Raw genomic sequence first — 20,816 nt, 5'->3', positions numbered from 1 at the left:
AAGGGCCGGATCGGGATCCGCGGAACCGGCGTGGAACGAATGACGTGAAAGCGGCAAAAGCGTCCTTGTTGGTGCTTCGAAGCGGGGCTGGACGGGAGACGACCGGCCCCAACTGCCGCCCGATCCGGTCCCGGCCCGTCACCGGGAGCCGAACATGTGCGGGATCCCGGCCGGTTCGGAGTGGCTCCCTTGACTGCCGAAACACCGGAAACCTACGGTGGGAATACGCATTCCCACGCTTGCGGAGGCACAGTGGCATCGACATCGGCCTCGGACACTCTGCGCATCGCCATGAACGGCGTGACGGGCCGCATGGGGTACCGGCAGCACCTCACCCGCTCAATTCTGGAGATCCGGGAGCAGGGCGGCGTGCTGCTGCCCGACGGCACGCGCCTGCAGGTGGAACCGGTTCTGGTCGGACGCGACGAGGGGCGCCTGCGCGAGATCGCCCGGCGCCACCAGGTGCAGCGGTGGAGCACCGACCTGGCGCAGGTGCTCAAGGACCCGTCCGTCGACGTCTACTTCGACGCGCAGGTGACCGCTCAGCGCCCGGCGGCCCTGCGCAGTGCGATCGAGGCGGGCAAGCACGTCTTCGTGGAGAAGCCGGTCGCCCCGACGCTGGAGCAGGCGGCCGCGCTGGCCGCGCTGGCCCGTGACTCGGGCCTGGTGGCCGGCGTGGTGCACGACAAGCTCTACCTGCCCGGCCTGATCAAGCTGCGCCGGCTGATCGACGAGGGCTTCTTCGGCCGGATCCTGTCCCTGCGCGGCGAGTTCGGCTACTGGGTCTTCGAGGGCGACGTGCAGGAGGCCCAGCGCCCGTCGTGGAACTACCGCAGTGAGGACGGCGGCGGAGTCACCGTCGACATGTACTGCCACTGGAGCTACGTCCTGGAGAACCTGCTGGGCCCGGTCCGCGCGGTCACCGCCAGGACCGCCACGCACATCCCGGTCCGCTGGGACGAGCAGGGGCGCGAGTACCGGGCGACCGCGGACGACGCGGTGTACGGCATCTTCGAGATCGACGGCGGCGTCATCGCACAGATCAACTCGTCCTGGGCGGTGCGTGTGCACCGCGACGAACTCGTCGAGTTCCAGGTCGACGGCACCCACGGCTCGGCGGTCGCGGGCCTGCGCGGATGCGTGGCCCAGCACCGCTCGCACACCCCGCGGCCGGTGTGGAACCCGGACCTCCCGGTCACCGAACCGTTCCGCGACCAGTGGCTCGACGTGCCGGCCAACGCCGAGCTGGACAACGGGTTCAAGCTGCAGTGGGAGGAGTTCCTGCGGGACGTCGCGGCCGGCCGGCCGCACCGCCACGACCTGGTCTCCGCGGCACGCGGGGTGCAGCTCGCGGAACTTGCGCTGCGTTCGTCGGCCGAGGGCCGCCGGATGCAGGTCCCGGAGGGTGTCCTGTGACCCCGGCGCCGCCGGGACGGTCACCCGCGGACGGTGACAGGATGCGGACAGTCGCGGCGCTGACCCGACCGACCAGTGGAACGACCAACACGAAAAGGTGAACGCGTGGCCGGGGTGACCCTCACCGACGTAGCCAACCGCGCGGGCGTCTCGCAGTCGACGGCCTCCCGCGTGCTCAACGGCTCCAGCCGCCGCCCCTCCCCGGCGGTCGCCGAGGCGGTCCGCCGGGCGGCGGCGGAGCTCGGCTACGTCTCCAACGCCCAAGCGCGGGCGCTGGCGGGCGCCCGTACGGGCCTGGTGGGGCTGGTCGTCCACGACATCGCCGACCCGTACTTCTCGACCATCGCCTCGGGCGTGCAGGCCGAGGCCTCGCAGCGGGACCTCCAAGTGCTGCTCACGACCACGCTGCGCAGCACCGAGCAGGAGGTCCGGGCGGTCGAGGCGTTCCTCAGCCACCGTACGGACGCCATCATCCTGGCCGGCTCGCGGCTGCACACCGACGACGGGGTGCGGGACCAGCAGCGGCTGACGCTCCTGCTCGACCGCTACCGGGAACTCGGCGGGCGGGTCTCCGTCATCGGCCAGCGGCTGCCGGGCGCGCACACCGTCACGCCGGAGAACCGCGCCGGGGCGGCCGCATTGGCCAAGGCGCTGATCGAGCAGGGCACCACCGACTTCGTCGTCCTGGCCGGGCCGCAGAAGCTGGCGACGGCCGTCGAGCGCACCAGTGGCTTCGTCAGGGAACTGCGGCGTGCGGGCCACAGACCGGTGGCGGTGGTGCACGGCGAGTTCACCAGGGACGGGGGCTACGACGCCGCGCAGGAGGTCCTCGCCACGCTCCGCCCGGAACGCCGGTGGGGGGCGTGCGTCTTCGCGGTGAACGACGTGATGGCGCTGGGCGCGATGGCCGCCTTCCGGGAGGCCGGTCTGCGGACCCCGCGCGACGTCCTGGTCGCCGGCTTCGACGACATCCCGACCCTGCGCGACCACGACCCCGGTCTGACCACGGTCGGGCTGCCGCTGCGCGAGATGGGCCGGCGCGCGATCGAGATGTCCCTGGCGTCGGACGCCCCGGAGCAGTCGGTCACCCGGGTCGCCGGTCGCGTGATCCTGCGGGCGAGCACGAAACCTCCGCGACCGCGCGGCTGAGTGGCGTTGCCGTACCTCGACGGCTGACCGCCGGGACCCGGCCTGGGCCCGGAGCCGGGTCGAGAAGCGGAGTGGGCATCAACTGGGCGCGCCTGGGGCTTCGTTGACGTGGGTGCACGGTCGCGAAGCGCAGCTCACTCGGCTTCTCGCGATCATCTGGGTCGTGGCCGGCCCGGTCATCGCGCCCGGTCGAGCCGCAGGCCTCATGGTGTTTTCGGCCCCGGCCCCTACGGAAACGGACGTCATGGCTGGTGAGAGCCGGTCCGGCCGCACATGCCCCCGCTGTTGCCGTCCCGGTCCCGCACCCGCACACCATGCACCTTGAGATGGGTCCGGCCATTCGGGTGATTCCTGTCCGGTAAGTCATCTTGCATCACCTACGATCCCGTTTCGTGATCAACGGGCAGAACTGGAGGGCGGCCGACGTGGTCGTCCTCGGCGCCGGACCGGCCGGGCTGGTGCTCGGCAACCTCCTCCACGACAGCGGGATCGACTGCGTCGTCCTGGAGCGCGCCGAGCGCGCGCACATCCAGACCCGGGCCCGCGCCGGGTTCCTGGCGGCCAACACCGTGCGGATCCTGGAGCGGCACGGTCTGGCCGAGGGGCTGCGGCGGCGCGGACAGGCCCACAGCACCTGCGAGTTCCGCACCGCGGACGGCCGGTTCCGGCTGGACTACAGCGAACTCGGGCTCGGCGAGCGGCACACCGTCTACCCCCAGCAGGATCTCGTCACCGATCTGCTGACGCGGTTCCTGGACTCCGGTGGGCGGGTCGTCTTCGGCACCGAGGCGCTGGAGGTCCAGGACGCCGACAGCGACCGGCCGTCGGTGAGCGTGCGCGAGGGGGACGGGCGGCCCGGCCGGTGGCAGGCGCGGTACGTCGCCGGGTGCGACGGGCGGCACGGCGCGGCACGGCGTTCGCTGCCGGCCGGTTCGGTGCGCCGGTACCACTGCGACCACGGTGTCACCTGGCTCGGACTGCTCGCCGAGGCACCGCCGAGCCTGGACGCCGTCGGTTACGCGGTGCACGAGCGCGGTTTCGCCGGGCACATGGCGCGCACGAGCGAGATCACCCGCTACTACCTGCAGTGCGAGCGCGGCACACCGGCCGAGGCCTGGTCCGAGGAACGCATCTGGGACGAGCTGGACCTGCGGATGCGGGCGAAGGAGTACGGTCCGCTGCACCGCGGCCCCGTCGTGCAGCGAGGCATCGTCGACCTGGAGTCCGATGTGCTCGAACCGCTGCGGCACGGTTCGCTGTTCCTCGCGGGCGACGCCGCGGCCCTGATCAGCCCGTCCGCGGCGAAGGGCGCCAACCTGGCCGTCCTGGAGGCGGAGATCCTTGCCCGAGCCCTGGTCGACGACCTGCTCCACGGCGACCCCACCGGGCTCGACACCTACTCCGCGCGGTGCCTGACCTCCATCTGGCGGGCGCAGGAGTTCTCGCAGTGGATGATCGGGCTGCTGCACGGCCCGTCCGGCTCGGACGGCGAGTCGATGTTCCACAACTCCCTGCGGGCCTCCCGCATCAACTCCCTGCGTACGTCGCGCAGTCGGCAGGACTGGTTCGCCGAGCACTACGTCGGCATCTGAGGCCCGTCTCTCCCCTCTCCCACCCGTCACCACCCCCCTTCATCGTGCGCGCCGTCTTTCGCGCGTCTTCCATGCCATCTTCCATGCCATTTTTCGCGTACCCGGACACCGGAATGAGGATTCCTTCAATGATCACGACGTTGTCGGGCGACACGTCCCGCCTGCGCACGACGGTCGACTTCGTCAAGGAGCAGGACACGGTCACCCTGCTCCCGCTGCTGCTGCCCGGGCTCGACGGCCCGGAGCTGCGGGCCCTGGTGGAGCACTGCCACTTCTCCCATGCCGCGCTGCTCGTCTTCCCTTCGGGCGAGGGCGAGTTGCGCACCATGCTCACCGGCTGCGGGCTCGTCGCGGCCGAGCGGCCGCAACCGAGTGTCGTCGTACGCGAACGTCTGGCCCTGCGGCACCGGCGACGGGCGGCGGACCTCGACGTCAGCATCCTGCGCCCCGAAGTGGTCGGCCTGGACGGGGCGCGCCGGACGGTCGAGGTCTTCGCGCTGACCGTGCCGGAGGGTTCCGGACTCGACACGATCGCCGCGCACGAGCGGGAGCGGCAGCACGAGGCACATGTCGCCTTCCAGGTCACCGCCCCTGATCCGCTGGTGCTGCGCGGCCTGTGCGCGGTCTTCGCCCGGTTCGGGGCCACTCCCGACGGGGGCGGCTACAACCCGCACGAGAACGGCACGGTCTTCTACTTCGCGGCGCCCGACGAGACCAAGGCCGGATACCGGCGTGTGGAGCTGTACGTCCCCGGCGACTACCGTGACGTGCTCGCCGCCCACCTCGAGGAACACCGTGTCCGGCAACCCGCCGAAACGCTCCTGCGCCTGATGACCGGGGCGTGGACGACCCAGGCGCTGGCCGTGTTCGCCCAGCTCCGGGTCCCCGACGCCATGGACATCGAGCGAGGCGTCGACGTCGACGTGCTGGCCCATGACATCGGCGCGCGACCGCGGAACCTGGCGACGCTGCTGCGCTATCTCGCGATGCTGGGCGCGGTGGAGGAGGGCCGCGACGGCTTCCGGCTCACCGAACTGGGCGCGCTGCTGCGTGCGGGTGCCGCGGGATCGATGCGACCGCTGGCCCTGATGTACGGCGGCCCGTTCTACCAGTCCTTCGCCGGGCTCGCGCACACCGTGCGCACCGGGCAGGTCGCCTTCGAGCACCTCTTCGGGGAGAACCACTTCGACCATTTCGCCCGCGACCCCGAGCTCGCCGCACTCTTCGACCAGTCCATGGCCGCCGGATCCGCGATGTTCGACCCGGTCCCCGCCCACCCGGCCCTCGCCGCCGCGGCCGAGGCGCCCGCCGGGGCCACGGTGGTCGACATCGCGGGTGGCAACGGGGAACTGCTCGGCCGCGTCCTCGCCGCGCACCCGCGTCTGAGCGGGGTGCTGCTGGAGCGCCCGCACGCCGTCGAGGCAGCGCGCCGCAGGCTCGACGAAGCCGGCTACGGCATGCGGTGCGCCTTCCGGGCCGGTGACTTCGCGGACGTGCCCGCGGGCGGCAACGTCTACCTGCTTTCGCGGGTCCTGCACGACTGGGACGACGAGCGCTGCCGCGACATCCTGCGCCACTGCGCCCGCGCGATGCCGGACCACGCCGACCTGCTCGTGATCGAGCGCGTACTGCCGGCCGACGGCTCGGCCTCACTGGCGACCGCCTGGGATCTCCACATGATGTGCAACGTCGGCGGTCGCGAGCGGCGCGCCGCCCACTACGCCCGGCTGTTCGCCGACGCCGGTCTCGCGCTGGTGGACCGGACACCGCTGCCCCTGGACGGCCATGTGCTGCACGCCAGGAAGGCGGGGACACCGACGTCCTCGGTGTGAGGGCCACCGGCGTGCGGGGCGCGGCCGACCGCCGCGCCCCGTTCGCCGGGGTGCGACCTTCCGGCGACTCCCCTGCGGTCAGCCGGCCTTGGCCGACCGGACGGCGTGGCGCAGCATGTCCTTGAACGCGACGCCGGCAGGGTCGGCACCGAGGGCGACGTGCATCGACTCGGCCTCGGGCCGGTTCGACCAGCGGGTCAGCACCGACACCCCGCTGTCGACGGCCAGTCGCTGATCGACCTCGGTGACGGTCATGTCGGCCAGCCGCCCGGAAAGTGCCGTGGTCCGCCCGGTGCCCAGGTCGGCGACCGACACAAGCAGGTGCCCCGGCAGCAACACGGCGGCGGTCAGCGTCTCGTGCGACGGTCCGCCCCCGAGCAGGCGCGCGAAGACACCCGAACGGCGCCGGGGCACACTGCGGGTCTCCACGCAGGCGACCGCGGTCGCGGCGGCATCACCCAGCAGTTCGGTCCCGGTCAGGGTCGCGATCGCCGTGCGCAACCGGGAGTCCAGGTCCTCGACCGCGCACGTGCGGCTCGTGCGGTCGTGCGACTGCTCAGGCATGAGCGCATCGTAGCTTCGACCGGAGCGGGGCAACAGCGTCCGGGCTCCCCCGTCGCCGGGGCGGCAACTCACCCTCGCCAGATGAGGAATTCGTGCGCGAGGGCGATCAGGGCGCATGCCGCGGCGGTGGGCTTGCGCCCGGACACGGTCGCCAGGGAGAAGGGCCAGTCCAGATCGGCGTCGTCGACGGTCAGCGTGGCGACACCCTCGGTGGTGCCGAGTGCGGGCCGTGGCAGCAGCGCCACGCCCAGGCCGTTGCGGACATAGGCCACTCCGGTGGGGAGGTCGGTGATCTCCAGTGCGACGCGACGGGTCACGGCGGCGGCCTCGAAGGCCAGGTCGGAGATGGTCCGGATGCCGTAGCCCGCCGCGAAGTCGACGAAGTCCAGCCCGGCGAGTTCGCTGATCGGCACGCTGCGGCGGCTCGCGAGCGGATGGTGGGCCGGCACGACGAGGTCGAGCACCGAGGTGACGAGGTGGGTCAGCGTGATGCCCGTGGGCAGCGGTCCGGGCAGGGAGACGAGGACGAGGTCGAGCCGCCGTTCGAGGAGGGCCTCGACCAGTCCCTGGGAGCCGGAGGCGGCGGCGTCGGTCTGCAGGAGCACGCCGGGGTGACGCCGGTGGAATGCGCCGAGGAGCGCGGGGAGGTCGATGATCCCCACCGTGGTCGTTGTGCCGAGCCGGAGTGTGCCGCTCAGTCCGCCGCGGACCTCCGCCACCGCTTCCGCGGCGTCCCGCGCGGCGTCGAGAGCGGCGTGCGCGCGCGGGAGCAGGGCGGCGCCGGCATCGGTGAGCAGTACCCGCTTGGGGGTGCGCTCCAGCAGTGGCGTGCCGAGTTCGCGCTCGAGGTTCTTGATGGTGGCGGAGACCGCGGACTGCACGACATGCAGCCGTGCAGCGGCGCGGGTGAAGTTCGCTTCCTCGGCGACGGCGACGAAGTGCTCCAGCTGGCGCAGTTCCACCTGCTCATTGTCCCTCGCACGTCCCTCCGGGGCTCCGGGACTCCGGGCGGCTTCCCGCGAGGACGCCCGTTCCCGGTGGTACGGAACCCGGGGCACGGGCACGTGTGCGCAAGGTCGGTCCGCCTCCTGGCATACGTCCGGTTTCGAAACCTGCCGCGTCCGGAACACCTGAGGAAACCACCACGTCAGGGCCTGTACACCGGTCATCACCATCACCCGAATGGCGCACCACGACGTGCCACCCACATGGGTGAAGATCAAGCTGGCTAGTGCCCCAACCGAGGCAATGCGTGAAAGGGGAACCACATGCGCATTCGACGAATCATCGCCGCCGTCGTCACCACGGCAGCCCTCGCCGGACTCGGCCTGACAAGCGCCGCCACCGCCACCGCCGCCCACCGCGACGCCGCCCCCACCGTGGGTGAGTGCGAGAAGGGCGGCGGAACAGTCGACTTTGGGACCTGGACCTGCAGGGGCGGCACGTACGACGGGCAGAAGATCGACTGACCCGTGCAGAGCGCCCCGCCGCCACGCGCCGCGGGGCGCTCCCGCGCGAGTCGGCCGTCCGGTACCCGGGGCCCGACTCGGCGTGACGGCACACGAGGGGTGCGCGGCGGTGTCGCGCACCCCTCACCCATGCGCGGCGGTCCCACGAGAACACGCCGCGCAAACCGTCGCACACCCCTCAGCGGACCCTGAATCACGCATGTCCCGCGGGGGACGGTCCGGTACCCCGGCAGGCTCAACTGGTAACTCGTAATTTAGGAATTATTATTGACGCGCACCCGGTGACGGCTGGAAGATCCTCGCAACAAGACCGCAGGCGTGCGGGCATTGACTGCTTCGAGGACGACCGCCGCACCTTTCGCGAGGGTGCGGTACCTCGGACTCACGACCAGGGACGGGTCGGCACGCCTGATCGCTCGGACAGCGAAGGATCCGACGTGAAACGACATCTCACCGCCGTGCTGGCCCTCGTGACCGGCATGCTGGCCGTGTCGGCGCCCGCCCACGCGACCCCGGCGGCCGCCACGCCCGCCGTCACGACGCAGGCGAATCAGCAGGTGCTGAGCCCGACGCCGTACATGGGCTGGAACACCTACTACGCGCTGGGCGGCGACCCGACCGACGCCGAGATCAGGTCGACGGCCGACTTCCTGGTCAGCAGTGGCCTGCGCGACGCCGGCTACAAGTACGTCTGGATCGACGGCAACTGGGCGGCCCCGACACCGCGCAGCGAGGCCGGCGACCTGGTGCCCAACCCGGACCAGTTCCCGGACGGCCTGAAGCCGGTCGTCGACTACATCCACTCCAAGGGCCTCAAGGCCGGCATCTACACCGACGCCGGCCCCTACATCCCCGGCAAGTGCGGACTGGGCAGCAACGGCTACTACCAGCGTGACGCCGACCAGTTCGCGGCCTGGGAGTTCGACGCGGTCAAGGCGGACTACCTCTGCGGCATCGCCGCGAACCTCGATCCGAAGACCGTCTACACCCAGTTCGCGCAGGCGCTGCGGAACAACGCCAGCAAGCGCCCCATGATCTTCAACCTCTGCAACCCGGTGACCTCCCCCGACTGGGGCAACTACCCGGAGGAGCAGCAGTCGACGTACTCCTGGTCCTACGCGCCGGCGATCGCGCAGTCCTGGCGGACCTACACCGACGTGGGCTTCGTCGGTGAGATCAAGTACAAGGACGTGCTGCGCAACTACGACGCGAACGCGCGGCACCCCGAGGCCGCGGGTCCCGGGCACTTCAACGACCCGGACTACCTCGGTCCCGAACTGGGCATGACCGACGAGGAGTTCCGTACCCAGATGACGCTGTGGTCGGCGGCGGCCGCGCCGCTGATGATCGGCAGCGACATCCGCAAGCTCAGCAAGACCTCGCTGGCGACGCTCTCCGACCCCGACGTCATCGCGATCAACCAGGACCCCGCGGGTGTCCAGGCCGTGCGTGTCGGCCCGGCCGGTACGACGGAGACCTGGGTGAAGCGGCTGGCCAACGGTGACCGCGCCGTGGTGCTGCTGAACCGCGGCGACATCCCGGCGACCCTCACCACGAAGGCGTCGTCGGTCGGGCTGTCCGGCAACCGGTTCACCCTGAAGAACGCCTGGACCAACCAGGTCACCGAGAGCGCCGGCACCATCAGTGCCGCCGTCCCGGCCCACGGTGCGGCCCTGATCCGGGTCGGCCGGGCCACGGGCAAGCTCGGTCTCCCGCACGTCGTCGCCGGTCTGCCGCAGGTGACGCAGGTCGGTTCCGACGCGGTCCCGGCCGGAAGCGCTCCCCTGGCCGCCGGTGGCGACCAGGTCCGGGTCGAGGTGAACGTCCGCAACGACGGCACGCAGCCGGTCCTGACTCCGCGTGTGGAGCTGACCGTGCCCGCCGGCTGGACGGCCCGTCCGGTCGGCAAGGCGCCGCTGCTGCTGACGACCAACCACTCCGCGACCCTCGCCTTCACGGTCACCCTGCCCGGGACGGCAGCGCCGGGCAGCGCGACGCTGACCGCCGCGACGTCGTACGAGGTGATCGGCAAGGGACGGCAGCGGCAGGACACGTCCACCGGGCTGGTGGTCGCGCCGGCGGCTCCGCACGGTGACGTCGCCCTCTCGCACCACCAGTGGATCAGCGCCACCAGCGGCTGGATGAGCCCGACGGTCGACCTGAGTGTCGGCGGCTGGTCCCCGATCAGCATGCTCGGCCAGGTCTACCCGACCGGTATCGGGGTCGCCTCGCCCTCCACCATCCGCTACTACCTCGGCGACCAGTGCAGCCGGCTGACCGCGACCGCCGGCATCGACGACGCGGTGCGCAACGTCGGCCCGGAGGGAGGCACGTCCACCTTCCAGATCATCGGTGACGGCAAGGTGCTGTTCGACAGCGGTGTGCTGAGCCGCGACGACGTCCGCCAGGCCGACGTCGACCTGACCGGCGTCCGGGTCCTCGACCTCGTGGTCGGCGACGCCGGCGACGGCGGCTACAACGACCGCGCGAACTGGGCAGGTCTGAACGCCACCTGCTGATCCGGTCCGGCCGCACCCGCGTGGCACCCCACCTGGGTGCGGCCGCTCCGCCGATGCTTTGCGACGCCGTGGCGCGATTGCGCCACGGCGTCGTGCTGTCCCGGTTCTGCCCGGCTCTGTCCGTGCCTGGGCCGATGAAGTCCCCTTCGTGCGTGGCGACTTGCCAAGGCCTTGACGATCCGTTCCATGGACGTTCAACCCGCGGCCTCTGCCGGGGGCGGGTGCCCTCCTAGGGTCCTTTGGCGTTGCGAAAGAAGGGACTCATGGACACACTCCTCGCAGTCCGCGCTCGCGGGATCGCCAAGCGCTTCGGGGACGTCGTCGCACTCGACGGCGTGGACCTGGATGTGACGCAGGGCCAGATCCACGGCCTCGTAGGACCGAACGGCGCGGGCAAGACGACATTGCTGGGGCTGCTGCTGGGACTGGCGGTCGCCGACGGCGGCACCCTGGAGATCCTGGGCACGCCGATCGGGCGGGCGCTCTCCGCCCCCGGCGGGGTGGCCGGCTTCGTGGACGGGCCCGGCCTCTACCCGTCGCTCACCGCCCGCCAGAACCTCGCCGCACTGGCCGCACTGCGCGGGCAGGACACCCGCGGTCCCGGGATCGACGAGGCGCTGGACCAGGTCGGGCTCACCGATGTGGCCGACGACCGGGCCCGCGGCTTCTCCCTGGGCATGCGCCAGCGGCTCGGGCTCGCCGCCGCCCTGCTCACCAAGCCGCGGTTGCTCGTGCTCGACGAGCCGTCCAACGGCCTCGACCCGGCCGGGAAGAGACACGTGCACGGCGTCCTGAACCGGCTCGCGAACGACGGCACCAGCGTGGTGATCTCCAGCCACCACATGGACGATCTCGAGGCGCTCTGCTCCGAGGTCACCATCCTCGCCACCGGACGGGTCGTCTTCTCGGGCCCCCTCGGCAAGCTCGCCGCCGAGAACCGCGAACTCGACTACCGGCTGCGCACCTCCGACCCGCAGGCCGCCCGCGAGATCGCGGCCGGGACGGACGGGATCCGCCTCGCCGACGGCACCGGTGCCCGGCAGGACGCCGAGCTGCTGGTCGTGCGCGGACTGGTACCCGCCCTCGACGCGCTGGTGGCGGCACTCGTCCACGCGGGCATCGCGGTGCGCGAGCTCGCCCCCGTGGTGTCGCCCCTGGAGGCGGCGTTCCTCGCCCTCACCGAACAGCAGGAGGCAGGCCGATGACCGCGGCCGTCATCGTCGCCGACGACGCCCTCGCCGGCGCTCCGCGCGTGTCGGTCGCGCGCGGCTACCGTTTCGAACTGGTCAAGCTGGTCTCCCAGTGGCGGATCCGTCTGCTGGTGCTCGCCTGCTGGATCGCCCCGGCGCTGTTCGTCGCCGCGGTGAGCCAGCAGAGCACGCTCCCGGTCGACACCCTCTTCGGCCGGTGGATGCTCGCGACAGGGTGGGCCGGGCCGCTGGTCATGCTCGGTTTCGCCGGCACCTGGGCGCTGCCGCTGCTGACCTCGGTGGTGGCCGGCGACGTGTTCGCCTCCGAGGACCGGCTGGGCACCTGGCGGCATCTGCTCGTGGCGGTGCGCTCGCCCCGCCGGATCTTCGTGGCGAAGGTGCTGGCCAGCCTCACCGTCCTCGTGCTGCTCGTGGCCGGGCTGGCCTGCTCCAGCACGGTCGGCGGGCTCCTGGCGGTCGGCAACCGGCCGCTGGTCGGTCTCGACGGCCACCTGCTGGCCCCGTCGGACGCCGCGGTACAGGTCCTGCTCGCCTGGACCTGTGCGCTCGCCCCGACCCTCGCTCTGGCCGGGATCGGTCTGCTCGGCTCGGTCGCGCTCGGGCGGTCCCCGATGGGTCTGCTGCTGCCCGCGGTCGTCGCGCTCGCGATGCAGGTGGCCCAGATGATGCCGCTCCCCGTCGCCGTGCGCGTCGCGCTGCCCGGCTACGCCTTCATCTCCTGGAACGGCCTGTTCACCAGCCCGCAGCAGCTCGCCCCGCTGCTGATCGGTGTCGTGGTCAGCCTGGTGTGGGCGGTGACCGCGACGGCGCTGGCGTACGCGCTCTTCCTGCGACGGGACTTCACCAACCTCTCCGACGACGGCTCGGGGCGCCGCGCCGTCCTCGCCGGTGTCCTGCCGCTGACCGGGCTGACGGCCGCGACGATCGTGGTCGTGATGGCGACGACGACCTCGGCCACGGGCTCCGGGATCGAGCAGGACAAGGTGGAGCGCTCGGTCGCCACGGCGTTCGCGCACCTCTACCGCATGCAGACCGACCAGCTCAACCGGCCGGCGGTCACCGAGGCGCAGTTGAAGACCTCGGCGGCGTGCACCAAGGCCGGGGTCGCGTCCGGCGCCGAGGGGGCCGGCAACGACTGGCGCTGCGTCGTCTCCTGGCATCTCCCCGGCGTGGCGGCCACCGGCTCGGCCATCTACCAGCTCGACATCACACCGGACGGGCGGTTCGTCGCCGACGGCGACGGCCCGAAGGAAGTGAACGGCTACTTCCTGGTGCGCACCCCCGACGGGGACGCGCCGAACCCGCTCTGGCAGTTCGACGGCAACGCCGAGCTGCTTCCCACCTCGAAGGGATAACTCCACATGCAGGTCACCCGCCGTCGTGTACGCGCCGAGAGGGACGCCCACGGCCTTCTGGGTCTCCTCGGCCACGGATCCGGCAGCCGGAGAAGCCTGACGCTGGCGGCCGCCACCGCCGTCGTCCTCGCCACCGGAACCGGCATCGGGTTCGCCCAGACCACCCAGTTCGGCCACGACCAGGTCGGCGAGACCACCCACCAGGGCCAGGTCGTCTCCGCGAACCAGTACATCGACCCCTACGGCGAGCGCCTGGTCATCAACCAGGGCAAGATCATGTCGTCCACGGTCAGCCCGGACGGCACCCACGTCGCGGCCTCCGTCACCGACGGCGGTATGGCGCTGGCGATCGTGGACCTGAAGAACTGGAAGGTCCAGCAGCTCGTCGGCAACTCCGCCACGGCGGACCTGCGCATCGCGGGCAACGACGTGGGCCAGGAGGGCCCCACGTACTCGCCCGACGGCACGCAGCTGTGGCTCGGCCAGACCGACGGCTACACCAAGTTCACGGTCAACGCGGACGGCAGCCTGGCCAACCCGGTCGCCGTCAAGATCCCCGCGGACGGCTCCAAGCACGCCCTCGTGGCCCAGCCGGTGTTCTCGGCCGACGGCTCCACCGTGTACGCGGCGGTCAACGGCCAGAACCGCGTGGTCGCCATCGACACCGCGACCGGCACCCTCCAGCAGAGCTGGGCCGTGGGCAACGCCCCGCGCGGCATGGTCCAGGTCGGCGGCAAGCTCTACGTCAGCAACGAGGGCGGCCGTCCGGCGAAGGCCGGCGACACCACGATCAACTCGTACGGCACCCAGGTGCCGGCCGACCCCAGGACGGGCGCCACCACCACCGGCACCGTCAGCGTCATCGACCTGGCGGACCCGGCCGCCGCGGTCGGCAGCATCGACGTCGGTCTGCACCCGACCGCGGTGTACGCCAAGAACGGGACGCTGTTCGTCACGGACACCGCCACCAACGACGTGTCGGTCATCGACACCCGCAAGAACAAGGTCGTGCAGACCATCGCCACCCAGCCGTGGCCGGAGGCGTCGGTGGGCTACGAGCCCAACGCGGTGACGCTCACCGACGACGGCCGCCTGCTGGTGACGCTGGGCCGGGCCAACGCGGTCGCCGTCTACCGCTTCAAGTCCGCGCAGGAGCCGGTCAGCTACGTCGGCCTGCTCCCGACCGACTACTTCCCCTCCGAGATCGCCACCGTCGGCAACCAGGTGGTCGTCTCCAACACCCGCGGCATCGACGCCCGCCGCCCCGCCGCCGCCGGCCACGGCACCCACGACACGACGTCCAGCCTGCAGCGCTTCACGCTGCCCAGCGACAAGGTTGTCAAGGCCGAGACGGACAAGGTCTTCCGGCAGAACGGCTGGACGAAGCATTCGGTCGAGCTCGCCAAGGGCAAGGGCAAGGGCCCGAAGCCGGTGGCCGTCCCGAAGCGGCTCGGCGACCCCTCGACGATCAAGCACGTCTTCCTGATCGTCAAGGAGAACCGGACCTACGACCAGGTCTTCGGCGACATGCCGCAGGGCAACGGCGACCCGTCGCTGACCCAGTTCGGCGAGAACGTGACGCCGAACCAGCACGCCCTGGCCAAGCAGTTCGGTCTGTACGACAACACGTACGACATCGGCACCAACTCCGCCGAGGGCCACAACTGGCTGATGCAGGCGGACAACCCGGAGTACACCGAGTCCTCGGCCGGTGAGTACCTGCGCAGCTACGACACCGAGGACGACGCGCTCGGCCACCAGCGGACCGGATTCCTGTGGAGCGGTGCGCAGGCGGTCGGCAAGTCGGTGCGGGACTTCGGCGAGTTCCACCAGTTCCTGACCAAGCCGGCGGCCGCCACCTGGCAGAACCTGTACTGCGACACCAAGAACATGCAGGCCACCGGCCAGGACACCGCGTACAGGCTGACGTCGTCCTCGCCCATCCCGTCGCTCAACAGCGTCTCGGTGCCCGGCTTCCCGAAGTTCGACACCAGCGTCCCGGACGTCTACCGCGCCGAGATCTGGAAGCGGGACTTCGAGCAGAACGGTCCGGCGAACCTCAATATGTTCTGGCTGTCCAGCGACCACACCGGCGGCCCGGCGGGTCCGGCGGCCCAGGTCGCGGACAACGACCTCGCGGTCGGCCGGATCGTCGACGAGATCTCGCACAGCGCGTACTGGAAGGACTCCGCGATCTTCGTGGTCGAGGACGACTCCCAGGCCGGGCTCGACCACGTCGACGGTCACCGTGCCCCGATCCAGATCATCAGCCCCTGGGCAAAGCACGGCACGGTCGACAGCCACTACTACTCGCAGATCACGATGATCCGCACCATCGAGCAGATCCTCGGGATCCACCCGATGAACCAGAAGGACAGCGCCGCCACCCCGATGTCGGACGCGTTCGCCAAGAAGGCCGACAACACGCCGTTCACGGCGCTGCCCAACCGCACCTCGCTCACCGACGGCCTCAAGACCGCGCCCACCTGCGGTCTGGACACCCCGGCGACGCAGAACCCCGCCGCGGCACCCGTGCCGTCGACGAAGGTCCCCGCGGACAAGCAGGCGCTCGCGGCGCAGTGGGACACGTGGAAGTCCAAGCAGCGCCTCACCGGTCCGAACGCCAAACCCGACTTCGCCAACCCCGCGCAGATGAACCACCTCACGTGGTATCAGACGCACGCGTGGTCGAAGCCGTACCCCGGCGAGAGCCGGATCTTCGCACCCCAGGACGTGCCGGGCGCGTACATCCCGTCGGCCGAGGCCGACGACTGACACGGGCCCCGTCACCCGACGGAGCCCCCTGCCCCGGTGCACTCCACCGGGGCAGGGGGCTCCGCTCCGCTCCGCGGTCCACTGCGTGTGCCGCGACGCGGGTGACTAGCGGTTGTGGCGGGCGACCTGCGGGGCGATGTCCTCGGTGAACGTCTCGCCCTCGGAGGACTTGGCGAAGGCCGCCTTGGCCTCCGTGGCGCCGCAGAACGCGGCCTCCAGCGTGCCTCCGAGGACGGTGTTGACCGTTCCGTTGTTGGAGGTGTTCGCCATCGACGTCATGCTGCGCTTGCCGTCGGCCGTGGTGAACGCGTAGGTGTAGAAGCCCTGGACCGTGCCCGTGTGCCCGTACACCGTCACACCGCACGAGAGCTTCCGGGCCCGCAGGCCCAGCCCGTAGAACTGGGTGCCGTCCGCGTTGACCGGGACCATGGCCATCATCTGCCGCAACTGCGCTTCGGGGACGAGCTTTCCGGAGATCAGCGCGGAGAAGAAGCGGTTCAGGTCCGCGGCGTTGGAGATGACCGCACCGGCCGACTGCGCCCAGGAGACGGTCTGCTCGGTCGAGTCGACCAGCGGCAGCGCGGTGTCGTCGGGCGTCAGGTAACCACGCGCGGCAGAGCCGGAGATGGCGGTGTCCGGGTGGACGTACGAGGTGTTCCGCAGCCCCAGCGGCTTGAAGATCCGCTCCTGGTACTGGGTGGCCATCGGCACGCCGGTGAGGTGCTCGATCATCTCGCCCAGCACCACGAAGTTGGTGTTGGAGTAGCTGTAGGCCGCGCCCGGCTCGTTGGTGGGCTCGTGAGCCGTCGAAAGGTCGATCAGCTCCTGGCAGGAGAACACCTTGTTCCGGACCGCCTCGAAGCCCGGGACGGTGTAGTAGAACATGTCGTTGGTGTAGTCCCACAGGCCGCTGCGGTGGCTGAGCAGGTGCCGGACGGTGATGCGGTCGTCCGGCAGCGGCTGCGGCAGGTAGGTGTTGGCCGGGGCGTCGAGGTCGATGCGCCCCTCGGCGACCAGCTGCATCAGCACCACGGTGGTGAAGGACTTCGTGACACTGCCGACCCGGAAGCGACGGTTCGCGTCCATCGCCGTGCGGGCCGCGGTGTCCGCCTGCCCCATGGAGATGCGGTAGCTCGTCGTGCCCGAGTCGATCCGGGTCAGGGCGCCCGGGGCACCGTCGGCCATGGCCTGCTTCTGCACGGCCAGGATGCCCCTGATGTCGGGGGCGGGCAGGGACGGCGTCGCCGCGACGGCCGGCGAGGCGGCCAGAGTCGTGATCACGGCGGTGCCGGCGAGCATCGTGCTCGCGATGGTGAAACGCATCCGGTTCTCTCTGTCGTCGGTCGGAGTACGGGCGGACGAACGACGCCGGGCCCGCAGGCCCGCGCCGCTCGCCGCCGCACGTCGTTGGACCAGGCCCACGCACCGGTGGTGACTCGCGGGCAGGACACGGCATGCGAGGGCATGCCAAAGGAAGGCCACCGACGTGCCCCCCTCCGTCACACCAGCGCGTCGCGCGTCGGCTTGGCCGGGCGACCATAGCGCGGTCGCGCTGCCGGGCAGCGTGATTGAGCCATGTACCAGGACCTCGAGTGGCAGCGGTGGCAGCGGCGGTCCAGGATGGGCGCGACCGGAGATCGCCTCCGGGTCACCGGCGTGGCCGGGTCCCCGGGGCGGAGCGAGAAGGGGATGCCGACACCGTGATCGACACCAACGAGCTGATCAGGCGGAACGCCGGCTTCGCCGAGGGCGGGTCGTTCGCCGGCCTCAGGCTCGCGCCCAGTGGCAGCCTGACGGTCATCGGCTGCGTCGACCCCCGCGTGGACCCGAGCGCGGTGCTCGGCCTCGAGCTCGGCGAGGCAGGGGTGATCCGCAATGTCGGAGGCCGGGTCACGCCCGCGACGCTCCGGACGCTCGGAATGCTCGCCAAGGTCGTGCAGGCCCGCACGGGCGGCCCGGGCCCGGCTGACAACCACTACGTGGTCCTGCAGCACACCGACTGCGGGATCACGGACCTGCCGCCGTTCCCCGAACTCCTGGCCGAGTACTTCGAGGTCCCGGCCGAAGACCTGGCCGCCAAGGCGGTCACCGACCCCTTCGCCGCCGTCCGCCTCGACGTCGAGCTCCTCAAGCGGCACCTCCGGGCCGGGGTCTTCGTCTCGGGGCTGGTGTACGACGTGGCCACCGGTCTCGTCGACGTCGTCGTCCCGCCCGCACGCGTGGCAGCCTGACACCTCGGCCGAGCCGGACGGTCGCTTGACCTGGACCGAGGTCCAGGGGCAAGGCTTGAGGCATGAGTGAGGCAGATGAGGTGTTCGGTATCGCGGAGGTCTCGGCGTTGATCGGTCTGGCGCCCGACACGTTGCGGTACTTCGAACGGCAGGGGGTTGTACCGTCCCCGCGGCGCGACAGTGCGGGACGTCGCCAGTACACGACGGCAGACGTCGAGCTGATCCGCATGCTGGTTCATCTCCGTGAGACGGGGATGCCTCTGGCCGACATCGCGCAGTTCACAGGCGCGGACGACAAGGCGGCCGATCCGGCCGGGCTCCGCGTCGAGTTGCTGACGGCCCATCGCCGCCGCGTCCACGAGAGGCGCGAGGAGCTGGACCGTGCGCTCGATGTGATCACTCGGAAGATCGCCGACTTCACGGATCGGATCCCGCGTCCGGTGGACCTTCTCGAACGACCGGACTGCACGATCGCCTACGAGGTCCAGGGCGAGGGGCCACTGCTGTTCCTTGTCGGCGCGCCGGTCGGGCGGGCCGGTTTCGCGGCGCTGGCGCACGAGCTGGCAGGCCGGTTCACCGTCGTCACCCATGATCCGCGTGGTATTGGTGCCAGCCGCGCGGTCCCCGGGATGGCCGCGCCCACGCCCGAGGTTCTCGCCGAGGACCTTGCCGCGCTGGTCGACAGGTTCACCGGAGGGCCCGCCCTGTTCGCCGGGACCAGTGGTGGTGCCGTCACGCTGCTGGAGTTGGCCACGCAACATCCTGACGTGGTCGGCCGGGCCGTCCTGCACGAGCCGCCCCTTGTGTCCCTCTTGGACGACGCGGACCTGTCGGCACGGGCCGCGGCAGCGTTCAAGGCCGCGGAGGCCGACCCTCAACGTGCCGTACAGGAGTTCTTCGACCTCAGCGGCGCCGGCCACCGCACAGGACCGGATCAGACGCCTCCCGCCCACATGGCGCTGCCCGGGCTGCCGGTCGAGGAACTCGACAAGAACCGCTACTTCCTGGGTCGGATGGCAGGCCCGGCGGTCTTCTACGCCCCCGACATCGAGGCCGTCCGTCGCGTTCCGGTGACGCTGTGCGCCGGCTCGCTGAGCCATCACCAGATGGCGCGCCGGGCGACCCAGGCACTCGCCGACCTTCTGGAGCTCCCCCTGACCGACATGCCCGGCAACCACCTAGGCGCGAGCACCGAGCCGGCAGCGTTCGCCCAGGTCCTCGGGCGCCTGCTCGAACCCTGAACGCATCCCGTGGCCCCTCCCGTGCCGAACGGCCCAGGAGGGGTCCCCCCGGAGCGCCCTCAGCCGTGCGTGTGCAAGGGCTTGCCCGCGAGGGCGAGGAACGCCTCCCCCAGTGCCTCGTTCTGGGTCGGGTGGGCGTGCGCGAGGGGGGCGACGTCGTCGGGATGGGCCTCCCAGGCGACCGCGAGCTGCGCTTCGGCGATGAGCTCGCCGACCCTCGCGCCGACCATGTGGACGCCGACCACGGGGCCGTCCTTCTCACGGACGAGTTTCACAAAGCCCGAGGTGCCGATGATCTGGCTCTTGCCATTGCCGGCGAGGTTGTACTCGACGCATTCCACCCGGTCGGCACCGAACTTCTCCTTGGCCCGCGCTTCGGTGAGGCCGACGGAGGCGATCTCCGGGTCGCAATAGGTCACGCGGGGAACGCAGTCGTCGGCGACCGGGGTGGGACCGAGGCCCGCGATCTCCTCCGCCACGAACATGCCGTGCTGGAAACCGCGGTGCGCGAGCTGGAGACCTTCGACGATGTCCCCCACGGCGTAGACCCCAGCTGCCTGGGTGCGCAAGCTCTCGTCGACCCGGACGAATCCCCGGTCCAGTGTCACCCCGGCCTCCTCGAAGCCCATGCCGGCCGTACGGGGTCCCCGTCCGACGGCGACGAGCAGGACGTCGGCCTCCAGGGGCGCGCCTGTCGCGAGTCTCACCGAGACCCGCCTCTCGTCCTGCTCGACGGCCTCGACCCGGACGCCGGTGCGCACCGCGATCCCACGGCGCCGGAAGGCACGTTCCAGGGCCTTGCCGCAGGACGGGTCCTCGCTGGGGACGAGGCCCGGCAACGCCTCGACCACGGTGACGTCGACGCCGAACGACCGCCACAGGCTCGCGAACTCCACCCCGATGACGCCACCGCCGAGGACGATCGCGCTGCGCGGCAGTTCGGGCAGGGAAAGCGCCTCCGTGGACGACAGGACCCGTCCGCCGAAGTCGAGTCCGGGCAGGCTGCGGGCGACGGACCCGGTGGCCAGGACGACGGCTTTCGTCGCGGAGAAGGTCGCCTCGCCGACCCGCACGGCCGTGGGCGACACCAGGTGTCCGCGGCCGTGGACGAGCGTCACCTCGCGGGAGGCGACCAGTCCCCGCAGGCCCTTGTAGAGGCGGTCGACGACGGTGTCGCGATAGGCGTGGACGCCGGGCAGGTCGATCCCGTCGAAGGAGGCGCGGACGCCCACCGACGCGGCGTGTCGCGACACCTCGGCCACCTCGGCGGCGTGGAGCAGGGCCTTGGTGGGGATGCAGCCGCTGTGCAGGCAGGTTCCGCCGAGCTTGTCCTCCTCCACCAGGGCAACGCCGAGTCCCAGATCCGCGGCGCGCAGGGCGGCCGCGTATCCGCCGGATCCGCCGCCGAGGATCACCAGGTCGAACGTGCTCTCGGTCATGGCGCGGTCCTCTCCTTGTCCTC

The 20,816-nt window shown here is 71.2% G+C and carries 15 protein-coding genes; 11 read left to right on the top strand and 4 right to left on the bottom strand.

The annotated features are described in order from the left end of the window. The first annotated feature begins 291 nt into the window (after positions 1-291). The 4 genes from ABZ883_RS21215 (at position 292) to ABZ883_RS21200 (ending at position 5,989) form a co-directional block, all read left to right on the top strand. Positions 292-1,416 (top strand): Gfo/Idh/MocA family oxidoreductase, encoded by a 1,125-nt coding sequence (locus ABZ883_RS21215; protein ID WP_360908258.1) that lies wholly within the window; start codon positions 292-294, stop codon positions 1,414-1,416. Positions 1,417-1,521: 105 nt separating this feature from the next. Next, positions 1,522-2,565, top strand: coding sequence for a LacI family DNA-binding transcriptional regulator (locus tag ABZ883_RS21210; protein WP_360908156.1), 1,044 nt, complete (start codon positions 1,522-1,524; stop codon positions 2,563-2,565). 425 nt (positions 2,566-2,990) lie between these two features. Beyond that, positions 2,991-4,157 carry a 4-hydroxybenzoate 3-monooxygenase gene (locus tag ABZ883_RS21205; protein WP_360908255.1) on the top strand — a complete coding sequence of 389 codons (1,167 nt, stop codon included), beginning with the start codon at positions 2,991-2,993 and terminating at the stop codon, positions 4,155-4,157. Positions 4,158-4,285: 128 nt separating this feature from the next. Beyond that, positions 4,286-5,989: a methyltransferase gene (locus ABZ883_RS21200; protein ID WP_360908154.1), complete on the top strand. Its 1,704-nt coding sequence runs from the start codon at positions 4,286-4,288 to the stop codon at positions 5,987-5,989. A 78-nt stretch (positions 5,990-6,067) separates the two neighbouring features. Here ABZ883_RS21200 and ABZ883_RS21195 read toward each other — a convergent pair whose 3' ends face one another. Both ABZ883_RS21195 and ABZ883_RS21190 read right to left on the bottom strand, forming a co-directional pair. Then, positions 6,068-6,553: a hypothetical protein gene (locus tag ABZ883_RS21195; protein ID WP_360908152.1), complete on the bottom strand. Its 486-nt coding sequence runs from the start codon at positions 6,551-6,553 to the stop codon at positions 6,068-6,070. Positions 6,554-6,621: 68 nt separating this feature from the next. After that, entirely contained in the window at positions 6,622-7,515 is an 894-nt protein-coding gene (locus tag ABZ883_RS21190; protein ID WP_360908150.1) for a LysR family transcriptional regulator, read from the bottom strand. A 306-nt stretch (positions 7,516-7,821) separates the two neighbouring features. Here ABZ883_RS21190 and ABZ883_RS21185 point away from each other — a divergent pair, with 306 nt between their 5' ends. The 5 genes from ABZ883_RS21185 to ABZ883_RS21165 all read left to right on the top strand — a co-directional run bounded on the left by ABZ883_RS21185 (position 7,822) and on the right by ABZ883_RS21165 (position 15,882). Next, the gene (locus ABZ883_RS21185; RefSeq protein ID WP_360908148.1) at positions 7,822-8,022 is read left to right on the top strand and encodes a hypothetical protein; all 201 of its coding nucleotides are present in this window, start codon (positions 7,822-7,824) and stop codon (positions 8,020-8,022) included. A 437-nt stretch (positions 8,023-8,459) separates the two neighbouring features. Beyond that, positions 8,460-10,541, top strand: a complete 2,082-nt coding sequence (locus tag ABZ883_RS21180) for an NPCBM/NEW2 domain-containing protein (RefSeq protein ID WP_360908146.1) — start codon at positions 8,460-8,462, stop codon at positions 10,539-10,541. A 263-nt stretch (positions 10,542-10,804) separates the two neighbouring features. Continuing rightward, on the top strand, positions 10,805-11,746 hold the full coding sequence (locus ABZ883_RS21175) for an ABC transporter ATP-binding protein (RefSeq protein WP_360908144.1): 942 nt from the start codon (positions 10,805-10,807) through the stop codon (positions 11,744-11,746). Next, positions 11,743-13,107 (top strand): ABC transporter permease, encoded by a 1,365-nt coding sequence (locus ABZ883_RS21170; RefSeq protein WP_360908142.1) that lies wholly within the window; start codon positions 11,743-11,745, stop codon positions 13,105-13,107. Before ABZ883_RS21175 ends, ABZ883_RS21170 begins: the two co-directional genes overlap by 4 nt. A gap of 6 nt (positions 13,108-13,113) precedes the next feature. Continuing rightward, positions 13,114-15,882: a bifunctional YncE family protein/alkaline phosphatase family protein gene (locus tag ABZ883_RS21165; RefSeq protein WP_360908140.1), complete on the top strand. Its 2,769-nt coding sequence runs from the start codon at positions 13,114-13,116 to the stop codon at positions 15,880-15,882. Positions 15,883-15,987: 105 nt separating this feature from the next. Here ABZ883_RS21165 and ABZ883_RS21160 read toward each other — a convergent pair whose 3' ends face one another. After that, positions 15,988-17,205 carry a serine hydrolase domain-containing protein gene (locus ABZ883_RS21160; RefSeq protein WP_360908138.1) on the bottom strand — a complete coding sequence of 406 codons (1,218 nt, stop codon included), beginning with the start codon at positions 17,203-17,205 and terminating at the stop codon, positions 15,988-15,990. Between the two features lie 377 nt (positions 17,206-17,582). Here ABZ883_RS21160 and ABZ883_RS21155 point away from each other — a divergent pair, with 377 nt between their 5' ends. Beyond that, on the top strand, positions 17,583-18,113 hold the full coding sequence (locus ABZ883_RS21155) for a carbonic anhydrase (protein ID WP_360908135.1): 531 nt from the start codon (positions 17,583-17,585) through the stop codon (positions 18,111-18,113). A gap of 62 nt (positions 18,114-18,175) precedes the next feature. After that, positions 18,176-19,354: an alpha/beta fold hydrolase gene (locus ABZ883_RS21150; RefSeq protein WP_360908133.1), complete on the top strand. Its 1,179-nt coding sequence runs from the start codon at positions 18,176-18,178 to the stop codon at positions 19,352-19,354. A gap of 59 nt (positions 19,355-19,413) precedes the next feature. Here ABZ883_RS21150 and lpdA read toward each other — a convergent pair whose 3' ends face one another. Continuing rightward, positions 19,414-20,793, bottom strand: coding sequence for a dihydrolipoyl dehydrogenase (lpdA, locus tag ABZ883_RS21145; protein ID WP_360908131.1), 1,380 nt, complete (start codon positions 20,791-20,793; stop codon positions 19,414-19,416). Between the last annotated feature and the right edge of the window lie 23 nt (positions 20,794-20,816).

Origin of the sequence: Streptomyces sp. NPDC046977 (assembly GCF_040644455.1) — a bacterium.
Classification (GTDB): Bacteria; Actinomycetota; Actinomycetes; order Streptomycetales; family Streptomycetaceae; genus Actinacidiphila.
The sequence above is the reverse complement of the archived record's forward strand: the minus strand, read 5'-3'. Positions and strand labels throughout refer to the sequence as shown.